We start from the raw sequence: 14,263 nt of genomic DNA on the forward strand, positions 1-14,263 counted from the left end.
AAAATCAGAAATGTATCATGGACAATGCTTTGAAGATGCAGATGAATTGATTGAAAAAATAGAAGAATATATAGAATACTACAACACCAAACGGATTAAAGCCAAATTAAAAGGCCTGACTCCGGTTGAATATCGAAATCAGGCCTTACAAGCCGCTTAATCAAAGTGTCCAACTTTATGGGGTCACTTCAATTTTCAGGCTTTTGGTTTTATTAATATTGTTGTGTTTTCGACAACCAATTAATGAGTAGCTTTACTGTTTGGCAACAATATTACCATCATCCAAATCTAGATGAATCGTTTTACCTGGAACTAATTTGCCAGATAAAATCTGTTGTGCCAATGGATTTTCAATTTCTTGTTGTATTGCACGTTTTAATGGTCTTGCACCATAAATTGGGTCAAAACCAACTTTAGCTAATTGTTCCAGTGCAGCATCAGAGATATCCATTTCATATCCACGCTCATCAAGACGTTTTTCAACATGAGCTAATTGAATTTTCGCAATTGCTTTGATGTTTTCTTGTCCTAATGGATGGAATACCACTGTTTCATCAATACGATTGATAAACTCCGGTCTAAAGTGTTTAGTTACCACAGTCATGACTAACGCTTTCATCTCGTCGTAACTCAGTTCGACTTGACCTTGAATCAGATCAGAACCTAAGTTAGATGTCATGATAATTACTGTATTACGAAAATCAACAGTACGACCTTGTCCATCAGTTAATCGTCCATCATCCAATACTTGTAATAAGATGTTAAAAACATCTGGATGTGCTTTTTCGACTTCATCGAGTAAGATAACAGAGTATGGTCGTCGTCTCACTGCTTCTGTGAGATAGCCTCCTTCTTCATAACCAACATAACCAGGAGGTGCACCGATTAATCGAGCTACAGAATGTTTTTCCATAAACTCAGACATGTCGATACGTACCATAGCATCTTCACTGTCAAACATAAAGTTAGCCAATGCTTTACAAAGTTCAGTTTTACCAACACCTGTTGGTCCTAAGAATAAGAAGGAGCCAATCGGTTTATTCGGATCAGAAAGCCCTGCTCGACTACGACGAATAGCATTGGCCACAGCAACAACCGCCTCATTTTGACCAATAACGCGTTTATGTAGGGCGTCTTCCATATGTAACAGTTTTTCTTTTTCACTTTCTAGCATTCTCGATACAGGAATACCTGTTGCTTTCGATAAAACTTCAGCAATTTCGTTATCGGTAACTTTGTTACGCAATAACTTCATGGTTTTACCTTCTAGCTGTGTAGCTGCAGCCAGTTTCTTCTCTAATTCTGGGATTTTGCCATACTGTAGTTCGGACATCTTGTTTAAGTCACCCATTCGGCGAGCCTGTTCTATTTCAGTACGTGCCTTTTCCAACTCGGCCTTGATATTTTGAGTACCCGAAAGCGCAGCCTTCTCTGATTTCCACTCTTCTTCAAGTGATGCATAAGCCTTTTCTTTTTCAGCAAGTTCATCATTTAACATCTCAAGTCGTTTTTTGCTGGCATCATCAGACTCTTTCTTAAGCGCTTGTTGTTCAAGTTTGAGCTGAATAATACGTCGTTCAAGCCGATCCAATGACTCTGGTTTTGAGTCCATTTGCATACGGATACTTGATGCTGCTTCATCAATTAAGTCGATCGCTTTGTCTGGTAACATACGATCGGAGATATAACGATGCGATAAGGTTGCTGCTGCAACAATTGCCGGATCGGTAATTTGCACATGATGATGCAGTTCATAACGTTCTTTTAAACCACGCAATATTGCAATGGTATCTTCAACTGACGGTTCTGCTACATATACTTTTTGAAAACGACGTTCTAATGCCGGATCTTTTTCGATATATTGACGATATTCATCAAGCGTGGTGGCACCAACACAGTGTAACTCACCTCGAGCTAATGCCGGTTTTAACATATTACCAGCATCCATTGCTCCATCACTTTTACCAGCACCGACCATAGTATGTATTTCATCAATAAAGAGAATAATACTACCTTCGGCTTTGGCGATATCTTTAAGTACCGCTTTTAAGCGTTCTTCAAATTCACCACGATATTTAGCACCGGCAATTAATGCCCCCATATCTAATGATAATACTCGTTTGTTACGTAAACCTTCTGGCACTTCACGATTAACAATACGTTGTGCTAAACCTTCTACGATAGCTGTTTTACCAACTCCTGGCTCACCGATTAATACTGGATTGTTTTTAGTTCGACGTTGCAATACTTGAATGGTTCGGCGAATCTCTTCATCACGACCAATGACGGGATCAAGCTTGCCTTGTTCGGCTCTTTCGGTTAAATCAATGGTATATTTTTTCAATGCACCACGTTGATCTTCAGCATTAGGATCGTTCACGTTATCACTCCCTCTTACTTGGTTAACTGCTTGGCTAAATTTGTCTTTGCTGACACCTGCTCTCTTTAAAATATCGGTTAAATTACCTTTTTCATCTAATGCAGCTAGTATGAATAATTCAGATGAAATATAGCTATCGCCATTTTTTTGCGCTAATTTGTCACATAGATTCAAAATTCTTACTAATTCTTGTGATGGAATAACTTCACCACCAATGCCTTGAACTTGGGGTAAACGTTCAATTGCTTGATTTAATTCTTGTTGTAATGTCGCAATATTTGCACCTGAAGCCACCAGTAATGGATTAATCCCACTGCCTTCTTGATTAAGCATGGCAGATAATACATGAATGGGCTCTATATATTGATTATCTTTACCTAATGCGATTGATTGCGCATCAGCTAAAGCTTGTTGAAATTTGTTAGTGAGTTTATCTAACCTCATATTATTTATCTCCTAAGCAATAAATTTGGTTTAAATGTGTAACACATCTAATCCATTTGCATAATCACTAAATGAGTGTGGAAGAATAAATTTCAAGAGCTGATTAACAATATTTTTGACGAATTTTTGCAATAAAATCGTTTATATTTTACTCGCGTCTTTATAAAAGATAAAGTAGTTTGAAAAACCAGCACTTAAGCAAAAATGTTTAGTAAATTTGGATGACACTCAAGCTTTTATCCTTTATATTAGCCACTTTATTTTGTTAGATTAGCTAACCGTGGTTCGTAATCCATCCCACGAAAAAAAACTAGGAAAGAAATATGTTTAAAATTGCTAAAGAGTTCCAGTTTGATGCTTGTCATATGTTAGATGGGCATAATGGAAAATGTCATAACCTACATGGTCATACCTACCGTTTGTTAGTCGAGATCAGCAATGAACTTATTACCAACGGTTCAAGTGCTGATATGGTAATGGATTATGCTGAAATAAAATCAATTGTAAAACAGCAAATTATCGACCAACTCGATCATGCTTATCTTTATAATCAAAATAATGCTAATGAAAGCCAAATAGCTGAGCTTTTGCAGAAAATGCAACGTAAAATTTTTGCTTTTCCTTGTCGCACTACTGCAGAAGGAATGAGTAAATTTATTTTTGACCACTTATCACAATTTCTACCTGTATCGATGATTAAGCTTTGGGAAACCCCTACTTCTTATTGTGAGTATCATCGGAGCGAAAAATGATCGAATATCGTATTGTTGAAATCTTCGAATCTTTACAAGGCGAAGGTTATAACACTGGTATGCCAGCTATTTTTATTCGTTTTGCTGGCTGTAATTTAAATTGTAGTTGGTGTGATACTAATTTTCGCAAATTTCAACGTTTTACGTTAGAGCAAATACTGACAAAAATTAAGCAGTACAAAAGCAGCAATATTATTATCACCGGTGGCGAGCCAACAATGGTGAAAGAGTTATCTTTATTATTAACGCATTTAAAACAAGCTGGCTACTATATCGCTATTGAGAGTAATGGACTTGGTAAGGTCGACCCTTTGATTGATTATATCGCATTGAGCCCGAAATTTTGTTATAAAAGTCGTTATCATAAAATTGTGCAACCAACAGCTAGTGAAGTAAGAATTGTCGCAGAGAAACAAACGGGATTTATCGATTTTTGTTACTATATTGAGCAGCATATTCAAGCTAAACGTTACTATTTGTCACCTTGCGAAGTCAATGGTGAGATGAATATGTTTGATACCATTGAGTTGTTAGGTAAGATTAATCATAAACGTATTGATAATAAATGGATGTTAAGCCTACAAACACATAAATTTGCCAATATTGAGTAATCTTTTACGATTAACAACTAAACATAAAAAATCAACCTTATCCATAAGTTAGGCTTTAAACTTTAAAAAGATAGCGTTATTATTAACCAATATTTTTATTGGTGATATTTAATCGTGTTTTAGTCGGTTTATAATTTATATTTGTTCATTCAACTTATGCCAATACATGGTTTGAGTTTAATCATATTGATTGGGAAATGAATTAACCGGCATATCAATTTTCCACTCTTTATTAGTCATAATGAAGAAGATAATAAGTAGATATCTTGGTTAAATTTACAACAAGGGGCATGATAATTGTCACCACTGGTTTAATTTTTCTCAAACCAGATCATTGTTGCCATTCTTCCGGTCTTGTTTTCTCGACGATATGAATAAAACAGATCTCGCTCAGTATAGGTACAATAGTTACCACCATAAATTTGCTTAATTCCGATTGAGTTTAATCGCTGTTTGGCAATCATATAAAGATCTGCTAAATATTTTTGTTGTTTGGCATCTATTAGTTTAAATGCTTGATGCGCATTTGCATCGTAAGCTTCAAACTGCTTTTTCACTTCGCCACCTACTTCAAATTTTGTAGCGCCAATTGCGGGACCAAGCCAAACTATGATATCACTAGCCTTACAATAAAACTTCTTAGCTGTCTCTTCTAAAATACCATGACAAAGCCCACGCCAGCCGGCATGGGCAGCAGCGACTTGATTTCCCTCAACTGAACAAAATAGTACTGGCATACAATCAGCTGTTAAGACGACGCTTACTTGATTGGCTTGCCGGGTATATGAGCCATCAGCTTCAAAACGTTCACTATTACCAATCAATCCACTTGCTGGCTGTAATTGAATTTCTGAAATATCAAGTACGGTTGTACCATGCGTTTGATTTAACCAATAAGGTTCACTAGGAATTTTTTCAGCAGTAATTATAAGACGACGATTTTCAACAATATCATTCAAATCATCACCAGTCCGGCAACCTAAATTTAGGCAATCAAACGGAGCAGAACTCACACCACCGATGCGAGTTGTAGTAAAAGCACGAATATTTGTCGGTGCTGGCCAATATGGATAAATTGATTTAATCATAACTATTACCAATCAAGCTCATCTTTATGAAGTTCTGCATCTGATTGTAACTCTTGTATTAATTTTTGCATATCCTCTGGTATTGGTGCATGCCATTCCATTAGCTCGCCAGTAATTGGATGATATAAACGTAACATAGTGGCATGTAAGGCTTGGCGATCAAAATCACGCAAAGTTTGGATAAATGATTCGCTAGCACCTTTCGGTGGTCTTGGTCGGCCACCATAAAGTGGATCACCGACTAATGGATGCGCAATATGTGCCATATGTACACGAATTTGATGGGTTCGACCTGTTTCAAGTCTTAAACGTAATCGGGTATGTAGCCGATATTTTTCCATTACTCGATAATGGGTTACTGCTGGTTTTCCGGTTGGAAAAACTGCCATATGGGTTCGTTTGGTTGGATGGCGAGTTATAGGTTGATCTACAGTACCACCAGCGGTAATAATTCCCATAGCAACCGCTTCATATTCCCGAGTTATTTCACGTAACTGTAATGATTCAACTAAATGAGTTTGCGCTTCAATGGTTTTAGCAACCACCATTAAACCTGTGGTATCTTTATCTAAACGATGGACAATGCCAGCTCTTGGAACACGAGAAATATCTGGGTAGTGATAAAGCAATGCATTCAATACGGTACCATTTGGATTTCCAGCACCAGGATGAACAACTAAATCACGTGGTTTATTAATAACTAAAATATCATCATCTTCATAAACAATATTAAGTTTTATATCTTCTGGTTGGTGATAAGTTTCTTCTTCGATTTCAACTTCAATGGATATTTTTTCACCACCAAGGACTTTATCTTTGGGTTTATTTACAATATTATTATTCACTAATACTTTATTATTTATGATCCATTCTTTAATTCTAGACCTTGAGTAATCAGGAAAAAGCTCGGATAAAGCCTGATCCAAACGCATTCCAAGCTGAGTTTGTTCGATTTCAGATGATAGTTTTAACTTGTGCATGAGTAATTTATCTATTTTAAGCTGTTATGTTTTAGAGTATTATATACCAATCATCGCCTTTAATGTTTAATTATATTTTGGATTGAAAACTGAATGAAATTGCGTTTACAAACTATGTTAGCTATCGCTTTAAGTAGCATGCTAATTGGCTGTACAAGTACAAAGCATGATGTTGAGAATGTGCCAGAGATTGAGCTCCACAATAAAGCTAAAACAGAGCTTGAGAGTGGAAATATCAAATCCAGTATTAGTGTTTTAGAGGCTATAGATAAAAATTATCCATTTGGACCTTATTCACAACAAGTTCAATTAGATTTAATTTATGCCTACTATAAAACAGCGGATTATCCATTGGCCGTTGCATCAATTGACCGCTTTTTAAAATTAAATCCGACGCACCCAAATATCGATTGGGTAATTTATATGCGCGGAATTTCTAATATGGCGCAAAATGACAATACAATTCAAGGTTGGTTTAATGTCGATCGTTCAGATCGTGATCCTGAATTTGCTATAGCTGCATTTAAAGATTTTACTTATTTGGTAGCTAGTTTTCCAAATAGTAGTTATGCAGCCGATGCCAAAAAGCGCTTAGTATTTTTGAAAAATAGAATCGCTCGTCATGAGTTAAAAGTATCGCAATATTACACTAAACGTGGTGCCTACGTTGCAGTAATTAATCGTGTCACCCAAATGTTAGCCTTATTCCCTGATACTGATTCAACTAAGAGCGCACTATTATTAATGCGCAATGCTTATAATGAATTAGGTTTAGTTGATGAAAGTCAAAAAGTCGATCAACTTATTCAGGCCAATTTGGTAAACATACCAAAAGAAAAACAAAAATCATTCTTTTCCAAGTTTACTAGTGTATTCAATGGCGGCTAGTTATTTACGAAGCGAGCTATGCTCGCTTTATTTTGTGCTTTTTACTAATACGCTATATTTATTTTACATCTTTTAATTCCTAATAAATCAATCTTACAATTCACATAACGTTTGTAAAACACCTCAATAACCAATACAATTAGCAAATTATTTTTATTAGCAATAATAGATAGGACATTAATTCGTCATGCAAGAACAATATCGCCCAGATGAAATTGAAGCCAAAGTACAAAAACATTGGCAAGAAGAAAAAACATTCCATGTTACCGAAGATCCCTCTAAAGAGAAGTATTACTGTTTATCGATGCTTCCATACCCTTCAGGTCGTTTACATCTTGGTCATGTCCGAAATTACACTATCGGTGATACTATTTCACGTTATCAACGTTTGAATGGTAAAAATGTATTACAACCAATCGGTTGGGATGCATTTGGTTTACCAGCTGAAGGGGCAGCAGTTAAAAATAATACTGCACCAGCCAAATGGACTTATGAAAATATTGCTTACATGAAGAAGCAATTACAGCTACTTGGTTTTGGTTATGATTGGGATCGTGAAGTAACAACTTGCCGTCCAGAATATTACAAATGGGAACAATGGTTCTTTACCAAACTGTTTGAAAAAGGTTTAGTTTATAAAAAAACTTCAGCAGTTAATTGGTGTCCAAACGATCAGACAGTATTAGCTAACGAACAAGTGGTTGAGGGTTGTTGTTGGCGTTGTAATACACCTGTTGAACGTAAAGAAATTCCACAATGGTTTATCAAAATCACTGAATATGCTGATGAGTTATTGAATGATTTAGATACCCTTGAAAGCTGGCCAGAACAAGTCAAAACAATGCAACGAAACTGGATTGGTCGTTCTGAAGGGGTAGAATTTGATTTTGCCGTTGAAAACTATAGCGATAAGTTACGTGTTTATACTACTCGTCCTGATACGTTAATGGGTGTGAGTTTTGTTTCGGTAGCTGCGGAACATCCACTTGCTCAATTAGCTGCACAAAATAATCCAAAAATAGCTGAATTTATTGCTGAATGCAAAACAACTAAAACTGCCGAAGCCGACATGGCAACAATGGAAAAGAAAGGTATTGCAACAGGATTTTTTGCCATTCATCCATTAACCGGTACAAAAGTTCCTGTTTGGATTGCTAACTTTGTATTAATTGAATATGGCACAGGTGCTGTAATGGCTGTACCTGGTCACGATGAACGTGATTATGAGTTTGCATCAAAATATAATTTACCAATTAAACCAGTTATTCTAACACAAGATGATCAAGCTCCTGACCTATCACAGCAAGCTTATACCGAGCACGGTAAATTATTTAATTCTGGCGAATTTGACGGTCTTAATTTTGAACAAGCTTTTAATGCTATCGCAGATAAACTTATTGCATTAGGCATTGGTAATCGTAAAGTAAATTATCGTTTACGTGATTGGGGAGTCTCTCGTCAACGTTATTGGGGTGCACCAATTCCTATGGTGACACTTGAAGACGGCACAACAATCCCAACACCAGAAGATCAACTGCCAGTCATTTTACCAGAAAATGTTGAAATGAATGGTATAACTAGTCCAATAAAAGCAGATCCAAATTGGGCAAAAACTACCGTTAATGGTCAACCGGCACTGCGTGAAACCGATACTTTTGATACCTTTATGGAATCTTCTTGGTATTATGCACGCTACACCTGCCCTCATTATGACAAAGGTATGTTAGATGAAAATGCGGCAAACTATTGGTTGCCTGTTGATCAGTATGTCGGTGGTATTGAACATGCAATCATGCATTTACTCTATTTTAGATTCTTCCATAAATTAATGCGTGATTTTGGTTTAGTAAAATCAGACGAACCTGCCAAACGCTTGTTATGCCAAGGTATGGTTTTAGCTGATGCGTTCTATTACACCAGCCCTACCAATGAACGTATTTGGGTTTCACCAACTGAAGTCACTATTGAACGTGATGACAAAGGTCGTATTGCTAAAGCCACAGACAGCAAAGGTAATGAACTTGTTCATGCTGGTATGACGAAGATGTCTAAATCAAAAAATAATGGTATCGATCCACAAGAGATGGTTGAAAAATATGGTGCAGATACCGTTAGATTATTTATGATGTTTGCCTCACCGGCCGATATGACACTTGAATGGCAAGAATCTGGTGTGGAAGGTGCTAATCGATTTATTAAACGTGTATGGCGTTTGGTATATGAGCATGCTCAACTTGGTAAAGCAACTGCTCTTGATCTATCCAAATTGACAGCCGAACAAAAAACATTACGCCGTGAACTACATAAAACGATTGCTAAAGTCAGTGATGATATTGGTCGCCGTCAAACTTTCAATACCGCAATTGCAGCAGTAATGGAATTTATGAATCGCTTACAAAAAGCTTCACTAGATACAGATCAAGACCGTGCGTTAATGGATGAATCATTAAATGCAGTTGTCAGATTACTTTATCCTATGATGCCTCATGTTTGTTTTGTTATGTGGCAAGCATTGGGTCACAGTGAAACCATTGATAATGCATCATGGCCTATTGCTGATGAATCGGCAATGGTTGAAGATGAAAAATTAATTGTTATACAAATTAATGGTAAAGTGCGTGGCAAATTTACCGTCCCTGCGGATGCCAAACAAGATTTTGTAGTAGAACAAGCGAAACAAGAACCAAACATTCAAAAATATTTAACTGACATGACAATTCATAAGGTTATTTATGTGCCAGGTAAACTATTGAATCTGGTTGTAGGTTAATAATGTTGGATAAATAAGATATAGGTGATAATACCAATGAAAAAATATTTGGCTTTGATGTTATTGACAATATTGTTGTCTGGATGCGGTTTTCATTTACAATATGAACCGGAGGTTCCAACTCGCTTTAAGACATTATCTTATGTAAGCGGTGATCCATTCGGTCGATTGTCAAGAAACGTTAAAGAGTTGTTGCGCGATAATGAAGTGACATTAACTGATGCCAATGACAAAGCCAAATATCCAACATTACATATAGTCAAAGATTCGTTGAATAAAAACACTATATCAATCTATCAAGATGGTAAAGCTGCAGAATATCAGTTAGTATTGACGGTTCAAGCTCAAGTAGTCATTGCCGGCGAACAAATTCATCCAATTAAAGTTAGTATTTTCCGTACCTTCTTTGATAATCCAGCTGCAGCACTAGCTAAAAACGTAGAACAAAATTTAATTGAGGATGAAATGTATAAGCAAGCAGCTACACAGATCATCCGTAAATTAAAATCAATTGATGCTACTAATTAACAACTAGTTATGATAAAAATTAGTGCTGAAAAAATAATCCAGCAATTAGGATCGCCTTATTATTTAATTTTAGGTAGCGATCCTTATTTGCAACATTATGCACAAACTAAGTTGCGTAAAGCTTTCAAGCAAGCTCAATATGACGAACAACTCTCTTTCACAATCAATAGCCAAACAGATTGGTCGGTAATGTATGATAGTTGTCAAGCAATGAATCTATTCTCAAACAAAACTTTACTCTGTATAGATATTGCTGAAGGAGTGCTAAATGTTTCAGTGGCAGCAAAGTTAAACACATTATGTGAAATGTTGACGCCTGATATTGGCTTGATAATTAGTATGGTTAAGATTACTAAGACCCAAGAAAATGCATCATGGTATAAAGCTTTATCTGACCAATTAGTGGTAGTGAATTGTTCAACACCTGAAGCAGCACAATTACCACAATGGATCAAAAGCTATTTACAACAAATGCAAATAGCTATTGAATCTCCTGCGATTGAATTGCTTAGCTATTATTATGAAGGTAATTTATTGGCATTAACGCAACTTATTGAACAATTAAATTTGCTTTATCCCAATCAAACTATTTCTTATGAGCAAGTTGAATCAAATATTAATGATTCAGCAATATTTACCCCTTTTCATTGGATTGATGCAATGCTTTCTAATAAAGCTAAACGTGCAACCCATATTTTACAACAGCTTAAAATGAATGATTTTGAGCCATTAATATTGATGCGGATTGTTCAACGTGAATTGATTTTATTGATCAATTTAAAATTAGCTTTGGTCGAGAAATCACATCGTCAAGTTTTTGATGAATATAGAGTCTGGCAAAATAGAAGAACCATGTATAGCTCTTATTTAAATCGTTTTGATATCAAAGCTTTATTTGCCGTACTAGCGACATTAGCCGAAATTGAAATTAGCCTAAAACATAACAATGATTTACCTATCTGGGATGCATTATTAAGTTTAACAATGCAGTTTATGGGGTTAAATAAGTGTTAACGGCATTATTTGGTGGAACCTTTGATCCAATCCATTATGGGCACTTACGTCCAGCTTTAGCCTTAGCCGAAGAAGTAGGATTAACTAAAATTAATCTGTTACCCAACCGTATTCCACCTCATAAACCACAACCTGAAGCGAATACAGAGCAACGTTTAGCTATGTTAAAGTTGGCTATAGCGGATTATTCCTTATTTTCAATTGATACTCGGGAATTAGAACCAAAGCTAATTAACCAACCCTCTTTTACTGTTGATACCCTCAAATCATGGCGTCAACAAAATGGTACTCAGCAAAGTTTAGCTTTTATAATGGGACAAGATTCTTTGCTTAGTTTACCAACATGGAAAGAGTGGCAAAAATTACTCGATTATTGTCATTTGCTAATATGTAAGCGACCAGGTTACGCTCAAACTTCCAGTGATAGCAAGTTACAAAAATGGATTCATGAACACCAAACCAAAGATAGTCAAGCATTACATCAATGTCCTAATGGCTATATTTACTTTGCTAATACACCACTTGAAGCAATTTCAGCGACAGAAATCCGACACAATATTGATAATCAACAAAGCTGTGAAAAGTTATTATCGCCTAAAGTTTGGCAATATATACATGAAAATAGGCTCTATAAAGCAAAGAAATGTTAGAAATGACTTTACATCTGAGAGTTTTTTCGGCATTATTTCGCCGCTATATTTAGATAATTTTAATATAGTAGTTCTGTGTTTATACTCAAATCAATCACTTTGACTAGACCAAAAACATTTTGGTAATTTAGTTGAGTTTGATTAATTCACTTTTTTAGTTAACCGCAAAGAAAATGAGAATGATGTTTGTTGGTTTGAGTGTATTTAATTTGTATTTAATATTAAGAGGCCCCAATGGCAAAAGAAGATAACATTGAAATGCAAGGTACTATTCTTGATACTCTTCCAAACACGATGTTTCGTGTTGAACTTGAAAACGGTCATGTTGTTACTGCACACATTTCTGGAAAGATGAGAAAGAACTATATTCGAATTCTAACTGGTGATAAAGTAACGGTAGAAATGACACCTTACGATCTTTCAAAAGCACGTATCATATTCCGTAGTCGTTAATATCGTTATCACGCTTGTTGTTTTACATTATTAACTAATAAGTTAATTAGTTATTTACTCTTCTTTAATACAATTCCGTCGGCTAAAGTCGACGGAAGTGCAAGTAATAATTTAGGTGATTACCTAATTAATCCAATTGAGAAAAATCCATTTGATCATACTTTATCCATTTAGTCTTTTTAATGATTTTATAACCAAAGTAAATCGAAAGAAATAATGGAATACCGATGTAAGTAGCAATGACACCGTTCCAATCAATGGTGTCTTGTAAAAATGCTTCATAATTTTGCCCTAATGTTATCGTCAAACAAAGTATAAAGGCAAAAATAGGACCAAATGGGAAACAACTCGAACGATATGGTAATTTATTTAGATCACGACCTTGAGTTATGTAGCCTTTTCTAAAACGATAATGGCTAATAGCAATACCAAGCCATGCAATAAATCCTGTCATACCAGACATATTAAGTAGCCATAAATAAACCTCCTGATCTTTGTATAGTGAGGTTAAGAAGCAAAGCATAGCCACTAATGTTGTCGCAAATAATGCCATATCAGGTACACCTGATGAAGATAATCGTCCGAAGATCTTTGGTGCTTTACCTTCTTTAGCTAAAGCATATAGCATGCGGGTTGAAGCATATAAGCCTGAATTACCAGCGGAAAGTACTGAAGTTAAAATAACCGCATTCATAATAGCTGCTGCAGATAATAACCCTGCATGCTGAAAAACTAGAGTAAATGGACTAACACTGATATCAGTTTCATCATTACGTAGTAAGTTAGGATCAGTATATGGAATGATTAAACTAATGACTAAAATTGCAAAAATATAAAATAACAGTATTCGCCAGAAAACTTGCTTCATTGCTTTTGGAATGTTTTTTTCTGGATCTTTCGATTCTCCCGCAGCGATACCAATTAGTTCAGTACCTTGGAATGAGAAGCCAACGACCATCGCAACACCAATCATTGATGCAAAACCACCAACAAATGGAGCGTCACCAACTTGCCAGTTTTGCCAACCAGCATTTTCAGCACCTTTTAAAATGCCAATAATCATTAATAAACCAACTACAATAAATAAAATTACAGTGACGACTTTAATTAATGAAAACCAGAATTCTGCCTCACCAAAACCTTTTACTGAAACATAGTTCAGGCAAAAAATAATACTTAGGAACAATAGACTCCATAACCAACTATAAGCCCCTGCATCAAACCAATAGGAGATCACCAACTGTGCAGCGACTAAGTCAACAGCAACCGTTATTGCCCAGTTATACCAATAATTCCAGCCAATTGCGAAACCAAAAGCCTCATCTACATAGCGTGACCCATAAGTCGCAAAAGTGCCAGAAACCGGAAGATAAGCAGCAAGCTCCCCCAAGCTAGTCATTAAAAAGTAAACCATGATGCCGATAATGGTATAAGAAAGCAGTGCACCACCAGGACCTGCTTGCGCAACAGTAGCACCTGAAGCAACAAATAACCCTGTTCCAATGGAACCACCAATGGCTATCATCGTTAAATGGCGTGCTTTTAAATCACGCTTTAATTTATTATTCATATCAATTTTCTTCTTGTTAAACAGATTCTAAATACGCTTAGCTACCAACTAATATACTTTATATATAGGTTAATAACTGATTTAAAATAATTTATTTGGATATTTATCATTAGCTGATAAATTGCGGTGAAGTGT

Annotated in this window: 12 protein-coding genes, 1 pseudogene and 1 riboswitch; of the genes and pseudogenes, 9 read left to right on the forward strand and 4 right to left on the reverse strand. The window is 35.8% G+C overall.

Annotated elements, in window-relative coordinates; translation table 11 throughout:
* Positions 1-160: IS3 family transposase (locus B6D18_RS07680; protein ID WP_144063965.1), on the forward strand; the 160-nt coding region annotated here is incomplete at its 5' end.
* Positions 161-253: 93 nt separating this feature from the next.
* Here the strand turns inward: B6D18_RS07680 and clpB are convergent.
* Positions 254-2,824 carry an ATP-dependent chaperone ClpB gene (clpB, locus tag B6D18_RS07685; protein ID WP_086363919.1) on the reverse strand — a complete coding sequence of 857 codons (2,571 nt, stop codon included), beginning with the start codon at positions 2,822-2,824 and terminating at the stop codon, positions 254-256.
* Between the two features lie 274 nt (positions 2,825-3,098).
* A riboswitch (PreQ1 riboswitch) is annotated at positions 3,099-3,144 on the forward strand.
* Positions 3,145-3,147: 3 nt separating this feature from the next.
* Between clpB and queD the strand changes: the two genes are divergently transcribed.
* Positions 3,148-3,576, forward strand: a complete 429-nt coding sequence (gene queD / locus B6D18_RS07690; protein ID WP_086363920.1) for a 6-carboxytetrahydropterin synthase QueD — start codon at positions 3,148-3,150, stop codon at positions 3,574-3,576.
* Positions 3,573-4,187 carry a 7-carboxy-7-deazaguanine synthase QueE gene (locus tag B6D18_RS07695; protein WP_086363921.1) on the forward strand — a complete coding sequence of 205 codons (615 nt, stop codon included), beginning with the start codon at positions 3,573-3,575 and terminating at the stop codon, positions 4,185-4,187. Before queD ends, B6D18_RS07695 begins: the two co-directional genes overlap by 4 nt.
* A 311-nt stretch (positions 4,188-4,498) precedes the next feature.
* Here the strand turns inward: B6D18_RS07695 and pgeF are convergent, their stop codons facing one another.
* On the reverse strand, positions 4,499-5,272 hold the full coding sequence (pgeF, locus tag B6D18_RS07700; RefSeq protein ID WP_173795312.1) for a peptidoglycan editing factor PgeF: 774 nt from the start codon (positions 5,270-5,272) through the stop codon (positions 4,499-4,501).
* Between the two features lie 8 nt (positions 5,273-5,280).
* The gene (gene rluD, locus B6D18_RS07705; protein ID WP_086363923.1) at positions 5,281-6,255 is read right to left on the reverse strand and encodes a 23S rRNA pseudouridine(1911/1915/1917) synthase RluD; all 975 of its coding nucleotides are present in this window, start codon (positions 6,253-6,255) and stop codon (positions 5,281-5,283) included.
* Between the two features lie 93 nt (positions 6,256-6,348).
* Between rluD and bamD the strand changes: the two are divergent.
* The 6 genes and pseudogenes from bamD to infA all read left to right on the forward strand — a co-directional run.
* Positions 6,349-7,071 (forward strand): annotated as a pseudogene (bamD, locus tag B6D18_RS07710) (outer membrane protein assembly factor BamD); the annotation flags it as partial.
* A gap of 259 nt (positions 7,072-7,330) precedes the next feature.
* Entirely contained in the window at positions 7,331-9,913 is a 2,583-nt protein-coding gene (gene leuS / locus B6D18_RS07715) for a leucine--tRNA ligase (RefSeq protein WP_086363925.1), read from the forward strand.
* Between the two features lie 36 nt (positions 9,914-9,949).
* Positions 9,950-10,441, forward strand: a complete 492-nt coding sequence (gene lptE / locus B6D18_RS07720) for an LPS assembly lipoprotein LptE (protein WP_086363926.1) — start codon at positions 9,950-9,952, stop codon at positions 10,439-10,441.
* Between the two features lie 9 nt (positions 10,442-10,450).
* Entirely contained in the window at positions 10,451-11,455 is a 1,005-nt protein-coding gene (holA, locus tag B6D18_RS07725) for a DNA polymerase III subunit delta (RefSeq protein ID WP_086363927.1), read from the forward strand.
* Positions 11,449-12,105, forward strand: a complete 657-nt coding sequence (nadD, locus tag B6D18_RS07730; RefSeq protein WP_086363928.1) for a nicotinate-nucleotide adenylyltransferase — start codon at positions 11,449-11,451, stop codon at positions 12,103-12,105. Before holA ends, nadD begins: the two co-directional genes overlap by 7 nt.
* 234 nt (positions 12,106-12,339) lie before the next feature.
* Entirely contained in the window at positions 12,340-12,558 is a 219-nt protein-coding gene (gene infA / locus B6D18_RS07735) for a translation initiation factor IF-1 (RefSeq protein ID WP_025315083.1), read from the forward strand.
* Positions 12,559-12,685: 127 nt separating this feature from the next.
* Here infA and B6D18_RS07740 read toward each other — a convergent pair whose 3' ends face one another.
* Positions 12,686-14,152 carry an amino acid permease gene (locus tag B6D18_RS07740; protein ID WP_256363486.1) on the reverse strand — a complete coding sequence of 489 codons (1,467 nt, stop codon included), beginning with the start codon at positions 14,150-14,152 and terminating at the stop codon, positions 12,686-12,688.
* Between the last annotated feature and the right edge of the window lie 111 nt (positions 14,153-14,263).

Origin of the sequence: Gilliamella sp. A7 (genome assembly GCF_002142015.1) — a bacterium.
Classification (GTDB): domain Bacteria; phylum Pseudomonadota; class Gammaproteobacteria; order Enterobacterales; family Orbaceae; genus Gilliamella; species Gilliamella apis_A.

What these genes read in the sequence shown, in the direction of transcription:
- holA (WP_086363927.1), top strand. Translation starts at nt 10,451, where the DNA reads ATGATAAAAATTAGTGCTGAAAAAATAATCCAGCAATTAGGATCGCCT.
- lptE (WP_086363926.1), top strand. Translation starts at nt 9,950, where the DNA reads ATGAAAAAATATTTGGCTTTGATGTTATTGACAATATTGTTGTCTGGA.
- rluD (WP_086363923.1), bottom strand. Translation starts at nt 6,255, where the DNA reads ATGCACAAGTTAAAACTATCATCTGAAATCGAACAAACTCAGCTTGGA.
- B6D18_RS07695 (WP_086363921.1), top strand. Translation starts at nt 3,573, where the DNA reads ATGATCGAATATCGTATTGTTGAAATCTTCGAATCTTTACAAGGCGAA.
- clpB (WP_086363919.1), bottom strand. Translation starts at nt 2,824, where the DNA reads ATGAGGTTAGATAAACTCACTAACAAATTTCAACAAGCTTTAGCTGAT.
- queD (WP_086363920.1), top strand. Translation starts at nt 3,148, where the DNA reads ATGTTTAAAATTGCTAAAGAGTTCCAGTTTGATGCTTGTCATATGTTA.
- infA (WP_025315083.1), top strand. Translation starts at nt 12,340, where the DNA reads ATGGCAAAAGAAGATAACATTGAAATGCAAGGTACTATTCTTGATACT.
- leuS (WP_086363925.1), top strand. Translation starts at nt 7,331, where the DNA reads ATGCAAGAACAATATCGCCCAGATGAAATTGAAGCCAAAGTACAAAAA.